Annotated in this window: 12 protein-coding genes and 1 other RNA gene; 4 read left to right on the top strand and 9 right to left on the bottom strand. The window is 36.4% G+C overall.

Features of this window, described 5'->3' with window-relative positions:
* Position 1 precedes the first annotated feature (1 nt).
* Together ACUN24_RS18200 and ACUN24_RS18195 are read right to left on the bottom strand one after the other, a co-directional pair.
* A complete protein-coding gene (locus ACUN24_RS18200; RefSeq protein WP_445563794.1) occupies positions 2 to 3,175 on the bottom strand; it encodes a peptidase MA family metallohydrolase in 3,174 nt (1,057 codons plus the stop codon).
* A gap of 173 nt (positions 3,176 to 3,348) precedes the next feature.
* Positions 3,349 to 5,805 carry a transglycosylase domain-containing protein gene (locus ACUN24_RS18195; RefSeq protein ID WP_445563793.1) on the bottom strand — a complete coding sequence of 819 codons (2,457 nt, stop codon included), beginning with the start codon at positions 5,803 to 5,805 and terminating at the stop codon, positions 3,349 to 3,351.
* A gap of 143 nt (positions 5,806 to 5,948) precedes the next feature.
* Between ACUN24_RS18195 and ACUN24_RS18190 the strand changes: the two genes are divergently transcribed.
* The gene (locus ACUN24_RS18190; protein ID WP_445563792.1) at positions 5,949 to 6,827 is read left to right on the top strand and encodes a polyphosphate kinase 2 family protein; all 879 of its coding nucleotides are present in this window, start codon (positions 5,949 to 5,951) and stop codon (positions 6,825 to 6,827) included.
* On the opposite strand, the gene rnpB is transcribed toward ACUN24_RS18190, so the two are convergent.
* The 7 genes from rnpB to ACUN24_RS18155 form a co-directional block, all read right to left on the bottom strand.
* An RNA gene (gene rnpB / locus ACUN24_RS18185) (RNase P RNA component class A) lies at positions 6,828 to 7,225 on the bottom strand. It abuts the gene before it with no gap.
* Positions 7,226 to 7,284: 59 nt separating this feature from the next.
* On the bottom strand, positions 7,285 to 7,707 hold the full coding sequence (locus ACUN24_RS18180) for a c-type cytochrome (RefSeq protein WP_445563791.1): 423 nt from the start codon (positions 7,705 to 7,707) through the stop codon (positions 7,285 to 7,287).
* Positions 7,708 to 7,778: 71 nt separating this feature from the next.
* On the bottom strand, positions 7,779 to 8,426 hold the full coding sequence (locus ACUN24_RS18175) for an SCO family protein (protein ID WP_445563790.1): 648 nt from the start codon (positions 8,424 to 8,426) through the stop codon (positions 7,779 to 7,781).
* Between the two features lie 47 nt (positions 8,427 to 8,473).
* A complete protein-coding gene (locus ACUN24_RS18170; protein WP_445563789.1) occupies positions 8,474 to 9,994 on the bottom strand; it encodes a PepSY domain-containing protein in 1,521 nt (506 codons plus the stop codon).
* Positions 9,995 to 10,066: 72 nt separating this feature from the next.
* Complete coding sequence (locus ACUN24_RS18165; protein ID WP_445563788.1) at positions 10,067 to 12,394, bottom strand: TonB-dependent receptor; 2,328 nt, start codon at positions 12,392 to 12,394, stop codon at positions 10,067 to 10,069.
* Positions 12,395 to 12,538: 144 nt separating this feature from the next.
* The gene (locus ACUN24_RS18160) at positions 12,539 to 12,823 is read right to left on the bottom strand and encodes a hypothetical protein (RefSeq protein ID WP_445563787.1); all 285 of its coding nucleotides are present in this window, start codon (positions 12,821 to 12,823) and stop codon (positions 12,539 to 12,541) included.
* 399 nt (positions 12,824 to 13,222) lie between these two features.
* Complete coding sequence (locus ACUN24_RS18155; protein WP_445563786.1) at positions 13,223 to 14,959, bottom strand: phospho-sugar mutase; 1,737 nt, start codon at positions 14,957 to 14,959, stop codon at positions 13,223 to 13,225.
* A gap of 21 nt (positions 14,960 to 14,980) precedes the next feature.
* Between ACUN24_RS18155 and ACUN24_RS18150 the strand changes: the two genes are divergently transcribed.
* The 3 genes from ACUN24_RS18150 to lysA all read left to right on the top strand — a co-directional run bounded on the left by ACUN24_RS18150 (position 14,981) and on the right by lysA (position 18,102).
* Positions 14,981 to 15,211: a hypothetical protein gene (locus ACUN24_RS18150; RefSeq protein ID WP_445563785.1), complete on the top strand. Its 231-nt coding sequence runs from the start codon at positions 14,981 to 14,983 to the stop codon at positions 15,209 to 15,211.
* Between the two features lie 92 nt (positions 15,212 to 15,303).
* Positions 15,304 to 16,617 (top strand): aspartate kinase, encoded by a 1,314-nt coding sequence (locus ACUN24_RS18145; RefSeq protein WP_445563784.1) that lies wholly within the window; start codon positions 15,304 to 15,306, stop codon positions 16,615 to 16,617.
* Between the two features lie 318 nt (positions 16,618 to 16,935).
* On the top strand, positions 16,936 to 18,102 hold the full coding sequence (gene lysA / locus ACUN24_RS18140) for a diaminopimelate decarboxylase (RefSeq protein ID WP_445563783.1): 1,167 nt from the start codon (positions 16,936 to 16,938) through the stop codon (positions 18,100 to 18,102).
* The last annotated feature ends 4 nt before the right edge of the window (positions 18,103 to 18,106 follow it).

Genomic DNA, 18,106 nt, shown 5'->3' with positions numbered 1-18,106 from the left:
TTTACCATCCCGGTGCAAAAGTTAAACCGAATACTCCGGTTTTAACATCCTTTCTTTGAAAAGGAATCGCATAGTAAGGTTCTAAAACAAAATAGCCAAAAACGTTTACCCTTACCGATATACCAACACTCATTGCTGGTACACGTTCTGTTGTAGACTGAAAGGTAACCGGTTTACCCTTTTCATCAAAAACGGGTTGTTTATTATCATCTAAAACAGGTTCAGTAGTATAAGTTGGCTCACTTTTAAATTTCACTTTGGTATCGTTCGTCCATGCCAATCCTGCATCGAAGAATAAATTAAGGTCAGAGAATAAAAACTTAGAAGGTATAGCAGCTAATTTTTTAGGTCCTGTAAATGGCAAGCGAACTTCGAAATTAAATACGGCAATTTTACTTCCTGTTAATTGGTTAATATCGAAAGATTCTGATGATTGTGCGGAAGTACTTTTGTAAATTGAGTTTGATTCATAACCCCTAATCAGGTATGGATAACCAAGATACATTGGATAAAGCCTGTCTGCATCTTTACCGATCCTTAAAGTATTATAACTTCTTACAGCAAATGTTACTGGCTTAGCTCTCCAATATTTACGAAGGTCTGCCGTTACGCCAGCAAAATTATAAGTACCAAGATATTTCTCGCCACTTACACGATATCTGAAACCGTCAAGTGGACCAGTAAGGCCAAAGATTGAGTTATCGCCTACAAAACCAGCGTTTAATTGATATAATGTAAAAGAATTAAAAGGAATGCCATAATCCTGAGAAGCAACATCGTTGGAAATCCTGCTTTTATTTGAACCTATGTAGTTACCAACCGAATTATAATAATTGCTATATCTATCAACTCTGTAACTATAATGCGAAAATGAACCGCCCAACTCAAAACGGTGTATTTTACTAAATGGATAAGCCCCAAAAACTTGAACCTGATCTTCAAAGGTCCTGATAATGTCTGTTCTGTCTGCCAAGGCTTTAACAGTTGTATTATCCCCTGTAGGGAGATTTTCATAGCCGTAAGACCTAAAACCAGATACATAAGGAATATGTGAAACAGCTGCACCCCAGTTTATTCTGCTTTTCTGATTGATATAACCCACCAAACCACCAAAGTCATAAATTTCTCCATTTACGGATAGGTTTGCTATGATCTGGTTGGTGCCTAATATATCGCTAAACATTCCTACTATACCACCAGAAACACCGGTTCCGAAACGGCTGGTTGAAACACCAACACCGCTATTTGCTAAATAATCTAATCTGAATTTTGGTTTGTAAGGTACCGTTTTCATCGAATCGGCCACTATTTTCTCGAAACGGTCAAAATTATTTAAATTAGAGTTGATGATGTTTACACCAATGTTTTCCATTGGAGGAAGTATAGCGGCATCGAAATTTTCTTCCTGGTTACCAATTCTTTTCGCTTTAAAGCTGCTTAACTTAGCATTATATAAGGTATAACGCTGGTAACGGTAATAGCTATATACAATATCATCTGTTGTTGACACCGAAATGGCTGGCGAAAACTCGGTAATTCCACTAATCCCGGTAAAATAATCGGTTAACTGATCAACTGTATTATCTGCGAAATTGTATTTGTATAAATTTCTAAAACCATCTCTGTTAGACAGAAAATAGATGTTCTGACTGTTAGCCGAAAATTGTGCGTTTAAGTTATTCGCTCCTGGAAAAACATCCAAATTGCTTACCGTTTTAGCCTCAATGTCGTAAACAGCAAGGTTTATAGGCAACACTGCATTAATTACATTGGCCTGAATTGCGGCTCTATCTGATGAAAACACCAGTTTTTTACCATCAGGCGAATAACTTGGTGCATAATCAGAATATACATCATCGGTAATCTGCGTAACTGCTTTGGTATCCAGGTTATAAGAGAAAATATCACTTTGCCCTTCAACCATTCCTGAAAATGCGATATCTTTTCCATTTGGAGACCAGGTTAAATTACCAAATTGCTGCACCTGTGCCATTGGTGTTTGAGATACAGTAGTTCCGTTTGAAACATTAATAATCATCATCTGGTTTTTACCATGACTGAAGATACTAAAGGCAAATTGCTTACTATCCGGCGACCATGCTCCGGCTGACTCTATAAAGTTGAAATCATCAATATGGCCATTAGAGATCTGACTGCTCAACTTCCTGATAATTCTCCCGGTTTTGGCATCTGCGAGAAATAAATCTATACCAAAAAGATCTTTTTCAGACATAAATGCTAAATATTTTCCATCAGGACTAAGGGCAGGGGCGACGTTCATATTACCTGCATTTTTATTGTCGATGATTTTTGTACCCGTAATTTTAATCTGAGAGCTATCCGCTTTTAACATCGGCTTGTAGTGCGCATCAATGGAGTTTTTCCAAAGACCAGATAATGTTTTATCGTCGTAACCAAATGTATATCGGATGGCATTTTCGTAACCATATTTTGCAGTATTCTTAAATAAAGGAACAATGGTGGTATCACCATATTGCGAACCTATATAAGTCCAGAAGGCCTGACCATAACGGTAAGGAAAGTATTTGTTGGAGTTGGTTAAATCTTTTAACGAAGGAATATCACGATTTAACATGGCATCGCGCATCCACATGGAAGTAAATGCATCTTTTTTTCCGATTGATAAATACTCTGCCATCCCTTCAACCATCCATAGTGGTGTCTGGCCAACATTTTCTAGGCTGATAGAATCTTTTTCGAGTAGAAGGTGGTATTGAAAAGCATGAACAAGCTCATGACCTAAAACGTGCCTTGTTTGGCTATTAAGTTCCATAACAGGCATAATTACCCTATTTTTTAGTGCCTCTGTAACCCCGCCGGTACCAATTCCAATTTCTCCATTAAGCACTGTAGTTTGCTGAAAATCAGGATGATTATTATAAAGGATAATAGGGTTTTTCTTTAAAAACGTATCTCTAAAAACTTCCTGATGCATTTTGTACCAGGTTTCAGCATCTTGCGAAAAACGTTTTAAAAGTTTCTCATTTTTGATATAATAATAGATCTCAAAATGGGGTGTCTGCAAAACTTTAAAGTCGAGTTTTTTATACCTTACCTTGTTTTGTCCGAAATATTGTGCCTTAACAGAAAAAGAAAGAATAAGCAGGAGCAATAAAGAAGAATATCGCCTTAATAAAGTAGAGCCTATTTTCATATGTGTGGTTTTAGTAATGATTGTTCAATAATTTACGAAAATGAAATGGTAAAAAATCTGGAAATAAAAGTAGCAATTGTTTAAAAGAGTATTAAAAATTTAACACTTTTTAAAATCCCACTACCTATTTTACACAGGCAGTGAGCTATTTTGGTTTATTTCGATCCAAAAAACTATTGCTGATTGTTATCTTCGTTTTTCTTTTTTTCCTTTTCTTCCTGACGTTGTTTCCTCCGAAGTTCACGTTCCTCTTTTCTGGTTAGCGGTACAGTAGGGGTAACGGGATTTTGAGCAGGCTCTGCCTTCTTTTCTTCTTTTTTAACTTCAGGTTCATTATTTACCGGTTCAGTAGTAACTGGCACTTCGGCAGGAACGGTAAAATCAGTAGAATCAACCGTTACGCTGTCAGTTGAGGTTGTATCCCTGATAATTCTTGGACTAGGGCAATTGTAAGTGCGAGTGATATTAACTGTAGCTTTAGGGAAGGGGCCATAAGTATATCCTGATTTCGGATCGAGGTAAACTTTTTCCATAAACTTAGCAAAAATTGGCAGGGCAGTTCTTGATCCTTCACCTTGCTCGCCATTTTTAAAGTGGGCTGTTCTTTCATCACAACCTACCCAAACACCAGTCACCAGATCTTTGGTTAAGCCCATGTACCAGGCATCCACATAATCAGAAGAAGTACCTGTTTTACCACCAATCTGGTTATTTTTCTTAAACAAGTCAGGCCATTCCCACAAGGCCTGGGAAGTTCCTTCAGGTTCTTCCATACCACCACGGAACATATAGGTCATTAACCAGGCAATTTCTTCAGTTAAAACACGTTTGGTTTTTGGTTTAAATTCATCTATTAAATTGTTATCCTGATCGGTAATTTTCTCTACTAAAATGGGATCGGTTTTAATCCCTTTATTCATGAATGTTGCGTAAGCTTTTACCATCTCGTAAACGGTAACATCATTTGATCCTAAACTTACCGATGGTACAGATTCTAAATGGCTATCAATACCACATTCGTGTGCATATTTAACCACGTTATCCCAACCCACCTTTTCGGTTACCTGGGCAGTAATGGTATTCACAGATTTTGCCATGGCCCATCGTAAGCTCATTTCGCGGTAGGAAACACTATAATCGGCATTTTTTGGCTCCCAATATTTCGTTTCGCCTTTATCCTGGTAAGCAATTTTAACAGGCTTATCAGTAAATTTATCACAAGGGCTCATCCCTTGTTCTAAAGCCGTTAAATAAGCAAATGGTTTAAAAGTAGAACCCGCCTGGCGTTTAGATTGATTTACGTGATCGTATTTGAAAAACTTATGGTCGATACCGCCAACCCAAACTTTAATTTTACCACTTGCAGGCTCCATGGTCATCATTCCCGTATTCATGATTTTTCCGTAATAACGGATCGAATCTAAAGTAGAGAATAAAGTATCGCGATCGCCTTTATAAGTGAAAATCTGCATTCTTTTCTTTTTATTGAAATAGGCAATAACAGAATCTGGATTGTTAGGAAACTTCTTTTGCAAAAGCGAATAAATCGGAAGGTTTTTCATCGCCCTGTCAGGATAATCAACCTTTTGTTTTTCCGAATCATACCATGGATCTTCTTTGCCCCAAACACTATAAAACCTGCGTTGCAAAATCCTCATCTCATCGGCAACTGCTTCTTCGGCATAACCCTGCAGTCGTGAATCGATGGTCGTGTAAATTTTTAAACCATCTTCGTAAAGATCGTAACCATTATCAGTACACCATTTCTCTAAATATTTAGCCACAGCTGCCCTTAAATAAGAGTCACCATCACTGCCATCCTGCATTTTACCTTCTTTCAGTTTAACAGGCTCTTTTGATAATTGTGTTAAACTATCCTTGCTGAGGTACTTGTACTTGTTCATTTGCGCAAGCACGACATTTCTTCTTTCCAAAGCTTTTGCAGGGTTTTTAGTTGGATTATACAAAGTTGTTCCCTTTAACATCCCCACAAGCATAGCTGCATCTGTAGTGGCTAAATCTTTTGCTTCTTTATCAAAGTAAATCCGGCTTGCCGTTTTTATGCCATAAGTATTATTACCGAACGAAACGGTATTCAGATACATGGTGATGATATCATTTTTAGAATAGTTGGATTCTAACTTTACAGCTGTCATCCATTCCTTTAGTTTTACTATTAAGGTTCTAACTAAAGGTATTTTAATCAATAATCCCTGCGATTTATTATAACGTGTACGGTAGAGGTTTTTTGCCAACTGCTGGGTAATGGTACTGGCTCCACCATCCTTTCCCAAACCAATAACTGCGCGGCCAACTGCCTGCACATCGATACCCCAATGTTTATAAAAACGCACGTCTTCAGTAGCAACCAGAGCATGTATTACACTAGGTGAAATATCATTATAATTTACAGGCGTTCTGTTTTCTTTAAAATATCTGCCAATCAGTTTTCCATCTGCAGTGTAAAGTTCAGAGCCAACACGCAGGGTAGGTGCTTTAATATCCCGAACACTTGGTGAGTAGCCAAATAGCCACAAAAAATTTAATTGCAGGGCGGAAAAGAAAATTATTATAAAAAATAAAAATATTGTAGAATAACGTAAGTACTTGTTCTTTATCTCTTTAAACATATTGGATAAGATGATCTTTAGGTAAAAGCTGTGGCGTTAAATATAAAAAACTCTCTATGCAAATTAACGTATTTAATTTACTTATTTTTTAGTTCTATATTTAAATTATCGATGCATCGATTTATCTAAAATAATACATGATTATGAAGAACGAATTTAAAGGATTAATTGTACAAGGAGGTGAGAAATTTTCTTTAAAAAATCATAAAACTGATTTTACCGGTAGTTATAACAAAGAAAAGGCTAAAGATGCATTGGTGAATTCGAAAATAGAATTAAACCATTTACAGGAGAAATTATATGCCTCAGGCAAACATTCTGTTCTGATCATTTTTCAGGCGATGGATGCTGCTGGTAAAGACAGCGCCATTGAGCACGTTATGAGTGGATTAAATCCGCAGGGATGCCAGGTTTATAGTTTTAAAGTTCCTACACCAGAAGAATATGAACACGATTTTTTATGGAGGCATTATAAAGCTTTGCCGGAACGCGGTAGAATAGGCATTCATAACCGTTCGCATTACGAAAACGTTTTGGTTTGTAAGGTACATCCCGAATATATTCTGAGCGAAAATATTCCAGGTTTTGATGATGTTAAAGAGATTGGCAAAAGTTTTTGGCAGCAGCGCTACAATAGCATTAAAAATTTTGAAGAGCATTTAACCGCTAATGGAACGGTAATTTTAAAGTTCTTTTTAAATGTGAGCCAGGGTGAACAAAAACAACGCTTTTTAGAACGTATTGATGATCCTACCAAAAACTGGAAATTCTCTTCAGGTGATATTAAAGAAAGGGCTTTGTGGGATAAATATATGGATGCTTATGAAGATGCAATCAATGCTACAAGTACAGAAGAATCACCCTGGCACATTATACCCGCTGATAAAAAATGGTTTACCCGACTGGCTATTAGTGAGATTATTGTAGAAAAGTTAAAAAGTTTAGATCTTGAATTTCCGGTACTTGGAGAAGAAGAAACAGCTAAACTTAGTGAAACCAAGCGTATTTTGTTAAGTGAGTAAAAAAAATGCAGGCCTATAAGCCGGGTTCTGTTTCCTGATTGCTCAGGCTTCTATCATTTATCCAGTATAAACGTTGCCGTTTATCTCTAACGACCTACCCACTAACATCGGACGGGCAGCCCTTTATCCCGGCATAAAGTCGGGATGTTAGCCTATTTGGTCTTTCAACTCCCGGGGTTTACAAACCACTGCAGTCGCCTGCAATGCTCGTGCGCTCTTACCGCACGTTTTCACCCTTACTCCGACATAAGCCAGAGCGGTATATTTTCTGCTGCACTAATCCGTAATTCAGGTTTTCATTCCTGAATCCCTTTCCGTTAGAAAGCGGGATGCCCTGCGTTGCCCGGACTTTCCTCTCTTCCGATTTTATTCGAAACAGCGATAGAACAGCCTGCATTTTGCGCAAAGATGGTTTTTTTTGACCACAAAAGACACAAAGAACACAAAGATTTTGTATTTATTTACAATTCTGCAAATCTTTTGAAACCTTCGAATAAGGTACAAAGCCTTGCTTGTTGCCAAACGAATTGGTAATAAAAACCATTACCTGTGCCACATCAATATCAGCCAATTCAGGGAAAGCTGGCATTTTTTCTTTGTATTCCTGACCATGAATGATCAAAGATTCGTTTGCACCGTTTTTAATAAAACAGGCTAAACGAGTTTTATTTGCTTTTAAAAATACCGAATCGGTAAGTGGGGGAGCAAGTTTACCTAATCCTTCGCCGTTTACACCATGGCAGTTTTGGCATTTGGCTTTATAAATATCTTTTCCGTTCGACATGTAATTTTGCAGATCAATGGTTTCCTGGTTTTGACAGGAAAATATGATAGCTATAATAAAAAGGGAAAATACTGAATTGATAATGTACTTGCGCATGGATGTTTTGTAGTGAAAATCATCCTTTTGATCCGATAGCTATCAGATCAAAAGGATGATTAAATATAACTTTACTTTTTATATTCGGCCAACAAAACGGGAATATCTTTTTTCAGCTGTTCTACCTGATCTTCTTTAGTGCCGTCGTAAGCACCGCGGATGCGCCTGTCTTTATCAATTAAAACAAGGTAACCCTGGTGGATATAACCATCTTTAGCAGTACTGTCTTCGCCAACTGCCACTAAGTAGTTTTTTTCGGCCAAAGTGTATACGCTATCTTTTGTACCATAAAGAAATTGCCATTTCGGACCATCAACGCCTAATTTTTGAGCATATTTTTTTAAAACATGAGGTTTGTCGTATTTAAAATCAATTGTGTGTGATATAAACATCACATCAGGATTGGTTTTAAAGTCATTATAAACCGTCATTAAATTACGGTGCATGGTAGGGCAGATGGTAGTGCAGGAAGTAAAAAAGAAATCGGCCACATAAACTTTGCCATCCGTTGACTTATTGGTTGTTACAACGCTATCCTGGTTTAAGAAAGACCAAGCAGGAATGGTCTGGTAAACCGTATCAATTTTTTCTACACCTGCAGCATCTTTAACGGTTTCTGCATGGCGCTCGCCATAAAATGGAAGTTTTCTTTCTTGTTTGCAAGATGCGAATAATAAACCTACGCTTATAAGGATTGTGATATAGCTGATATTTTTCATTGTATTATAATTGATTAATGTGTTTCAAATTTACTGTATTTTGTTTTTTACTTTTTTATAAAAATCATTAAGCCGAGCAAGCTAACGGTTAAAATTAACAAGGCCGCTAATAAGATAAAGAAATCACGAAAGTTTTTCCCTGCCCAATCCAGGTAATGGAATTTGTGCAGAAAAGCAAAAGAATACCCTTCGTAACGATCGGCATCTGCAATTTTTGCAGCTAAACGGGATGTTTTGGTGTCGATATATAAATTTGTGTGATTGGGAGTGTTATACGTCAGTTTTACAACAGGGAGGCGTTTAAAAACAAACCCATATTCTCTATCATCGTATTTATAGAGTACGCTGGTTTTTATTAGTTTCGCTTTGCAAATATCATTTTCAGTAACGTTTGAAGTACAACATTCCATTTCGGGCTCGTCTGTATCTTCTGATTTGTTTTCAAATTTATTCGCTAAGAATTTAGCATATTCGAGATTACCGTTGTTGAGTTTCGAACTATCTTTTGCATTGATATAAATTGTTTCTTCCGGCAGATCTTCGGTCTTATTGTAGAATACTTGAAAATATACCTGTTTTTTAAACTTTACAAGGGAAATATTGTTCAGCCGGCCTGAATCTAAATTTAAAATGTTATTAGGTATTTTAAGTTCACTAAGATTGATGTTTGGCTGGTAAACTACATTCTGAATGGTATTTGAGTTAAGCTTATTCATAATATGGTAAGCTCCGCTAAATGCAAAGGTTAATGTTAATAAAGAAATGCAAATTCCAATCTGACGGTGGTAAAGCCTTAAAAAACCAATTTTGCTTCCCTTTTTTGGTTTTTTAAATTTTTTCCAGAGTATACCATAAATTAAAATACCACTTAAAGCAGATAAAGTAATAATAGACAATAAAGCCACCATAACACAGGTTTTAACCGTGTTATTACTGATTGCTTCTAAAAATGACCAGCTATGGAAATTATCAAACAGCCATAAAAAGGTTTTTCTTGCATCAGTATTAAAGGTAGCCAATTGAGAAGAGGATGTTTCTACATAAACATCCATATCATCTTTTCGGTTAAAACTTACTTTCCAAACCGGAAGATATCTGTTTACATATTTATATTGCTGACTAAAATCTGTTTGAACAGTAATTGATTTAATTTTACTCGAACGGTCTGCGATAAAATAACGGGCCAGATATTCAGCATAACGTTCATCCCCATTACTTAATACTATTCCGGTTGTTGTATTAAAATAGTGTAAATCTCCCTTGATACTTTTAAGCTGATAATAGGTTTGCTGATCGAAATTTACTATCCTGAAGTTTTTAAATTCCTGGATATTATTTTTAAGCAAAACATCCTGAAGTGTGAGTTTAATCTGCCCCTTATTGATGGGTTTTGGTACTAAAATCTGATGGGCAATTTGAGGCTTAAACCAATTGGATAAAAAAGGATGCATCAATCCGGATAATGTCCAGAAAATCACAGGGATAACTGTAATAAGCCCAATAGTACGATGCCATTTGTACATATTACGCTTGACGCTTTGTTTAAAATTTGATGTTTTATTATTCATCTTTAAAATTTTTTATTTTAAATGAAAGAGGTAAATGAAAACCAGAAGCGATCTGATTACATCTTTGTACTTCTATTTTTTTCCTGCAAAATTATATTGGATTCCGAACACGAATGTTCTTGGTGCCGCAGGAGTAAAGGTGCTTGTATCTGTTGCATTGTTTCCTCTGGTAACATTTGTTGCGTAAAGCGTATTTCCTAAATTCATTACATTACTATATACTTCCACACCTTTAATTTTATACCCAATCCGATAGTTTAGTAGCGTATAACCATCATATTTAACTGTGTTTATCTGATCCTGGTAGTAAGAAGATAAATGTTGCAACTCTATAGACATCCGCAGATTTGGCAATTGTTTTGGATAATAGTTAAACTCTGTATTGTATACCCAGCGTGGAGCAGATGGCATTTCGTAATTGTTCAGGTTTTGTAGGGCATCTTTAGGATTATCACTTACCTGAAAACTGATGAATTTGTGTATGGCAACTGTGCCGCCAAAACGGAAAGAAAATTGAGGATCAGGATTAGCGGTAATACCAAATTCAATTCCACGATGTAAAGTTTTTCCTGCCGATTGATAATCGGTTGAATTATCCGGTTGACGGATACTTAGCAATTCATTAGTGCCATTCATTTGGTAAATAGCAATATCAGCATAAACTTTATGGTTAACGAATGTTGCCCAACCACCAAGCTCATAATTCTGGAAAGTTGCAGGCTCCAGGTTATAATAAAACTGGGCAGGACTGGTGTTAGGTTTCGCTCTAAAAATTGCAGTTAAAGCGGTTGGAGAAAAACCTTGTGCGTAATTGGCATATAGTCCTTTCTCCTGATCGATCTGATAAGTTAAACCAATTTTAGGCGTTAACTTACTATATGCTTTTTCACCGGCACTGTTGTCTAAGTTATTTATATAGGTAAAACTCATCCTGTCATATCGGAGACCTGTAGAAAATCTTATTTTTTTTACCAGCTCGAAATCATATTGTAGATAACTTGCGGCATTGCGGATTTTGGCATTGTAGTCAGACAATTCAATATCCGGACGTTCTTCTTTAAGGCTATATTTTTCTACCGATTTTCCATCAGGACGAAGTTGTGCAATTAAATCAGTTTGATAAGCCCAATAGTCGTTTGGAGAATAATCAAACATGGCCCCGGCAATTAATTTTGAATTTAAGAAATTGAAATGTTGACTATGTTGCGCAATAACACCATAGCTACTGAAATTGTTAGAATTAATTTGACCAGTTGCAGTGGTTTGGCCTGGTTTCCATCTGATACCATAGGAAGGATTTTGCCCTAATTGATCGTTTCTGTTAAAAATGGTAATAAATGATTTAGCATTTTCATTCCATTCATGTTCAAGGGTTAACCGTGTTCTGTTCGCGTTAGATTTGCGGTAAGCGAAATCGGATGTGCTCAGGTAATTTCTACTATAAAAAGCAATACTATCTACACTACCACTCATTTGGGAGTTGTATTTGCCGTAAATAAAATTACCAATTAAGCGTGTTTTAGGCGTGAAATTATATTCTAAACGGGCATTTATTGTTTGTTTATCATAGTCAGAAGTGGTCATCCATGAATTGGTTTGTTTACTGGTTAAACCTCCAATGTAGAATCCGAATTTTCCAATTGTAGCACCAGTACCAAACTGAAACCGCTTATATCCCCAGTTATCAAATTGAAATCCTGCTTTAGCAGTAGGAACTGTTGTTGGTCTTTGCATGATAAAATTAACTGCACCACCAATAGCTTCTGGCCCGTAAATGGATGAAACCGGCCCTTTTACAACTTCGATAGAGCTAACTGTATATTGATTAATTTGTAACAGGGCATTGTGATTAAAAACACCCATCGGACGAATAGGAACACCATCTTCCATATATAAATAATAGGGGTTGGTTGTAATTGGCTGTCGGATAGACATCATGTGTTGTTCATTGCCTAAATCGACCATCAAAACACCAGGAGTCTTATTTACCACTTCGAATAAAGTGGTGGCTTTCGTTTCGTCGATTAATTTGGCACTAAGTTTAGTTATTGCAATGGGCGTTTCGCTACGTAACGAAGCTTCTCTATTTGCCGTCACCATAACACTCTGCAAAGATCTGGAATCGGTTGTTAATTCTATATTTTGATTGTTGTAAGCTTTAATTTCTACATTTTTATAACTGATGCAGCTAATTAAAATATCTGGTGAAGCCTGGCTGCAAGCTAATTCGAAATAACCTTCGTTGTTGGTTTTTGTAATGTTAACACTGTTTTTTTCCTTAACCAGCGCGGCAACAACAGGTTCTTTTGTTTGCGCATCGTATATTTTTCCTTTAATTGTTTGTGCGTACGCAGCAATATTAAGGCATAGCAAAATGCCTGTTAGTATTTTGAATTTCATTCATTAAAAATTGGGTGGTGATTAATAGTTTCAAACTAACCAGAGTGATAACATTTGTGTTATAGATAAACATGGCAGCATTGACGCCTGATTGGCATAAACTGGTGCTTTCTATTTGTTGTTATTAGTGGTTATAATTAAAAATTAACCCAATTTTGGAGGATGGAATATGGATATGGAAAGATCTTTAACAGGTTTTTCGATGTAAAGATTTTCTGAAGTGATGATGAAATAAGGAATATGATGGTTTAATGCAACCGTCTGAAATCTGGGTTCAGCTTCTATAACTCTTTTAAGGTTTTCCTGAGCCTGTTTGTTTTTACCATCAAGGTCTTTCAGTTTTTTTGCAAGGAAACACTGTCCATCACAATGTAATTCAGGATGCTCTTTATTAATACAGAATACACTTGTAATGTATTCTTTGTTCATTTTATAACCAGAATAAATCACCAATTGCATGAAACCGTTGCTAACGGTGCATATAATGATAAGATATATTAAGATTTTTTTGAGCATGGTATTGCGCTGCAAAAGTATTAAAGAAATTGGTTGCAGCAAAGGAAAATAAAAATTGGCTGATTTTAAATTTTAAAGTAGAACTTAAAATTGATATAAGGTAATGTTTTTCAGGAATTTAAAGTCTTTAAGATTTAACGTATAAAGTTCTACATGAAACATTATGGTAGATGCAATTAAAGCATCTGGAAGACTATTCCTCCGTTAATCTGAGTCTCCGTGGCTAATTCTATTACGCTTAAAACAAAAAAACACAGATGAAGATCATTCATCTGTGTTTATCCTTTTTATCTGTGGTATAAATGGTAAAAACTATGCCTGCAAATCAGCCATTACCGCTTTAATTTTTTCTCCAAGTTGTGCATTAACCGAATCAAAATCTTTTCTATCTGCCAAAGGCGCATTTACGCTGCAATAGAATTTAATTTTAGGCTCCGTACCACTCGGACGTGCAGAAACAATACTTCCATCTTCAGTAATAAACTGTAAAACATCCGAGGTTGGATAATCCAATTTGGTTACTTTTCCTGTTGCTAAATCAGTTTCCTGGCTTAATTCATAATCTTTCAGTACTGAAACTTTCGAACCGCCTAATGTTGCAGGAGGGTTTTCCCTGAATTTAACCATCATAGCTTTAATTTCCTCAGCACCCGATTTACCTTTTTTGGTTAACGAAACCAAGTCTTCTTTATAAAGGCCATATTCTACATACATATCCAATAAGGCATTGTATAAACTGGCACCTTTATCTTTGTAATAAGCAGTCATTTCAGAGATAAAAGCTGCTGAAACTACTGCATCTTTATCGCGTACCAAATCGCCGATTAAATAACCGTAGCTCTCTTCGCCACCACCAATAAAGTATTTTTTGCCTTCCAGTTCGGTCATTAACTGACCGATGTATTTAAATCCTGTTAAGGTATTGTAGTAGGTTACATTTTTCTTTTTGGCAATTTCTTCTATCAGGTTAGAGGTTACAATGGTTTTTACAATAAACTGATTGCCATCTAATTTACCACTATCTTGCCAGGCAGTTAATAAATAATTAATTAATAGACTACCCGTTTGGTTACCATTAAGGAGCACCCACTCGCCATCATTATCTTTTACGGCAATACCCACACGGTCGGCATCAGGATCTGTTGCTAAAACTAAGTCCGCATCAATTTCCTTGGCCTTGTTCATTGCTAAAGTTAATGCATCCTTTTCTTCAGGGTTAGGATACACTACGGTTGGGAAATTCCCATCTGGTGTACTTTGCTCTTCAACTAAAGTTACATTGGTAAAGCCAAATTGGGTTAATGCTTTTGGCACCAATGTAATTCCGGTTCCGTGGATAGGAGAGTAAACAATCTTTAAATCGTGCTGTCTTTTAATGGCTTCCGAAGAAATTGAAAGCGCTGTAATGCCATCTAAATAAAGTTTATCTACATCTTCACCGATCAATTCAATATTAGCATCTATACGATCAAATTTTACTTCATCAATGCTTTTAATCTTATTTACTTCATCAATTACCAATTTATCATCAGGAGAGGTAAACTGGCCGCCATCAGCACCATAAGCTTTATAACCATTATATTCTTTTGGATTATGCGAGGCGGTTAGCATTACACCGCTTTTGCAGCCAAAATGGCGCACTGCGAAAGAAAGTTCAGGTGTTGGTCTTAATGCAGAGAAGAAATATACATATATCCCGTTCGCAGAGAAAACGTCAGCGGTCATTTTAGCGAAGTAATCAGAATTGTTGCGACTATCATGTGCAATGGCCACTTTGATTTTCTCGTTCGGATATTTATTATTTAAGTAGTTGGCCAATCCCTGTGTTGCCGTTCCTATGGTGTATTTATTTATCCGGTTGGAACCTGCACCCATGATGCCGCGCAAACCGCCTGTTCCAAATTCTAAACTTCTATAAAATGCATCTGTTAATTCGGTAGTTGCATCTTTGTCTACAAGGGCCTGAATTTCTGCCTTTGTATTTTCATCATAATTTCCATTTAACCACTGATTAATTGTGGCTTGCGTTGATTGGTCAATTGCCTGCATCGAGATGTTTTTTAATTTAATATGGGTGTTGAACAAATTTTAGTGAATGATGTTTGGTTGAAACGTATTTATTTCAGCCCATCCAAATTTTATTTTGTTGAGGGTGTTGCTTTTAACTTGCTTTTGTTTAATTTCACGCCCCGATACAATAATAAAGAAAATTCAGTATTAATAGGTGGCGATTATGACTTTTTTAAAATAGTTGTAAAACTCATAAAGTTAATGCCGTTTGATATGGGTAAAAGCAATTAATAAATAGATGGAACCATCATGATTTTTCACACTACGCCGTGGTATAAAAATCTGATAGCTTCATTACCGTTAAAAAACAATTAGGTAAGTAGATGAAAATATTAAAATTTGGGGGTACCTCAGTAGGTAGCCCTGAGCGCATGACGAAGTTGTTGGATATCATTAATCCAAATGAAGAGCAGATTGTAGTTTTATCAGCAGTTTCTGGTACTACAAACAGTTTAGTAGAAATTGCAAATAATTTTTTAGCCGGCGATAAGAAGAAGGGAAGCGAATGTGTTGAAAATCTATATCAAAAATATAAAACTTTTGTTGTTGAATTATTACCTGCAGCCGAATTTCAGGAGCAAGGAAATGAAGTAATCGATTATCACTTTGGCTTTTTAGCTGGCCTTGCGAACGACATTTTTACTTCAATTGAAGAGAAAGTAGTGTTGGCACAGGGTGAATTACTATCTACAACGTTATACCATATTTATTTAAAATCGATCGGTGTGCCATCGGTATTGTTACCTGCTTTAGATTTCATGAAAACGGATGAAGACAACGAACCCGATATCCCTTTTACAACGAAACATTTAACACCACTTTTAGAACAGCATAAGGACAATAAATTATTTATTACGCAAGGATACATCTGTCGCAACAGTTTTGGCGAAGTAGATAACCTACGTCGTGGCGGTAGTGATTATACTGCCTCATTGCTAGGCGCTGCAATTCTGGCCGAAGAAGTTCAGATCTGGACAGATATAGACGGCATGCATAACAATGATCCACGTATTGTTAAAGGTACCAGGCCAATTGCCCAGTTATCATTTGATGAAGCAGCTGAGTTGGCTTATTTTGGTGCAAAGATTTTGCACCCTCAATCGGTTTTCCCAGCGCAGAAATATAAAATTCCGGTTCGTTTATTAAATACAATGGAGCCATCTGCAGCGGGTACTTTGATTACGCACGATAGCGAAAAAGGGAAGATTAAATCAATCGCTGCTAAAGATGGGATTACTGCAATCCGCATCCAATCGAGCCGCATGTTATTGGCTTATGGTTTCTTACGTCGTGTTTTTGAGGTTTTTGAGCGTTACAAAACACCAATCGATATGATTACTACTTCTGAGGTGGCCGTGTCATTAACCATAGATGAGACCGCCCATTTGCCACAGATTATCGAAGAACTGGAAAGTTTCGGGACAGTTGAAGTAGATACCAACCACAGTATTGTTTGTGTGGTTGGCGATTTCGGCTCAGAGAAACATGGTTTTGCCAGCAGGGTTTTGGAAGGTTTAAAACACATTCCAATCCGTATGATTTCTTACGGAGGAAGCAACTATAACGTATCGCTTTTAATTTTAAGCGAGTATAAAACTGAGGCTTTAAGAAGCTTACACAATAGATTATTCGAATAATAGAAAAAAGGCGCCAATTATTACCATTAATCCGATAAGGAAGTGAAAAGCCAAAAAGCTTGATGGTAGTAATCCGTTTTTATATTTTTTGTAGGAATTATATAATCCCGCAGAAAGAATAAGAATAATAAATATGGCAGCTGTTATTTTCATTTTTTGATAAATAAAAGGAACAGTACAATGAAGAGTAATACGATAAAAAATCGGATTTTTCCATTGTATTGTTTCTGGGTAATTCTTCCATGTTTTAAATCCAGGTAGTTACCCAAATAAACTAACCCGAAGAATAAAATTAAAATTATAATAAAGAATTTGAACATGTTCGCCGATAAAGATATATCAAAGTTTAACAATATTGAAACGCCATTTTACTACTATGATACCAATCTGTTGCAAAAAACCTTGCATACCTGTGCAGATGCAGCGGCTCCATATCATTTCCATATCCATTATGCACTAAAAGCGAATTTCAATAGTGTGCTGTTAAACAAGATCAAAGAAATTGGTTTCGGTGCAGATTGTGTAAGTGCAGGAGAGGTGAGAAGAGCTGTTGAAGTAGGTTTCGATCACAAAAAAATCGTTTTTGCCGGAGTAGGCAAATCGGATAAAGAAATTAACGAAGCTCTTGATCTTGATATTTTCTGCTTTAACGTAGAATCTATCCAAGAATTAGAAGTGCTAAATGAACTTGCCGGTAAAAAGGGCAAAACCGCTCAGGTGGCTATCCGTATCAATCCTAATGTTGATGCCCATACCCACCATAACATTACTACGGGTTTAGATGAAAATAAATTCGGAATTAATTCCTGGGATTTACCAGAATGTGCGGAGACTTTAAAAGCTTCGCCAAACCTTAAATTTATCGGCATTCATTTCCATATTGGTTCACAAATTACCAATCTGGATGTTTATAAAAATCTTTGCGTGCGCGTAAACGAATTTGCAGCCTGGTTTGAGGATAAAGGATTTAACCTTAAAGTGTTAAATGTTGGTGGCGGCTTAGGGATTGATTATTACAATCCCGATCATCAAATTCCAGATTTTGAAGCTTACTTCAAGATTTTTAACGAGTTTCTGACTGTTAAACCTGGTCAGGAAGTGCATTTTGAGCTGGGTAGGGCTTTAGTTGGACAATCAGCTTCATTAATTACAAGAGCACTTTACATTAAAAAAGGAAAGAAGAAAAATTTTGTGGTTTTAGATGCAGGGATGACCGAATTGATGCGCCCGGCTTTATATCAGGCCTACCATAAAATCGATAACTTGTCTCAAATCTCAGATCTCAAATCTCAAATCTCAGTTAAATACGACATTGTAGGGCCAATCTGCGAAAGTACCGATTGTTTTGGTAAAGAAGTAGAACAACCCGAATCGTTCAGAGGCGATATTTTTGCCATCCGTAGTGCAGGCGCTTATGGAGAAGTAATGGCTTCGAAATATAACCTTAGGGATGCTATAAGATCTGTTTATAGTAACGAAATCTAATATC

This window comes from Pedobacter sp. WC2501, from assembly GCF_052682415.1.
Note: the sequence above shows the minus strand (reverse complement) of the source record. Positions and strands in the feature narration are given on the sequence as shown.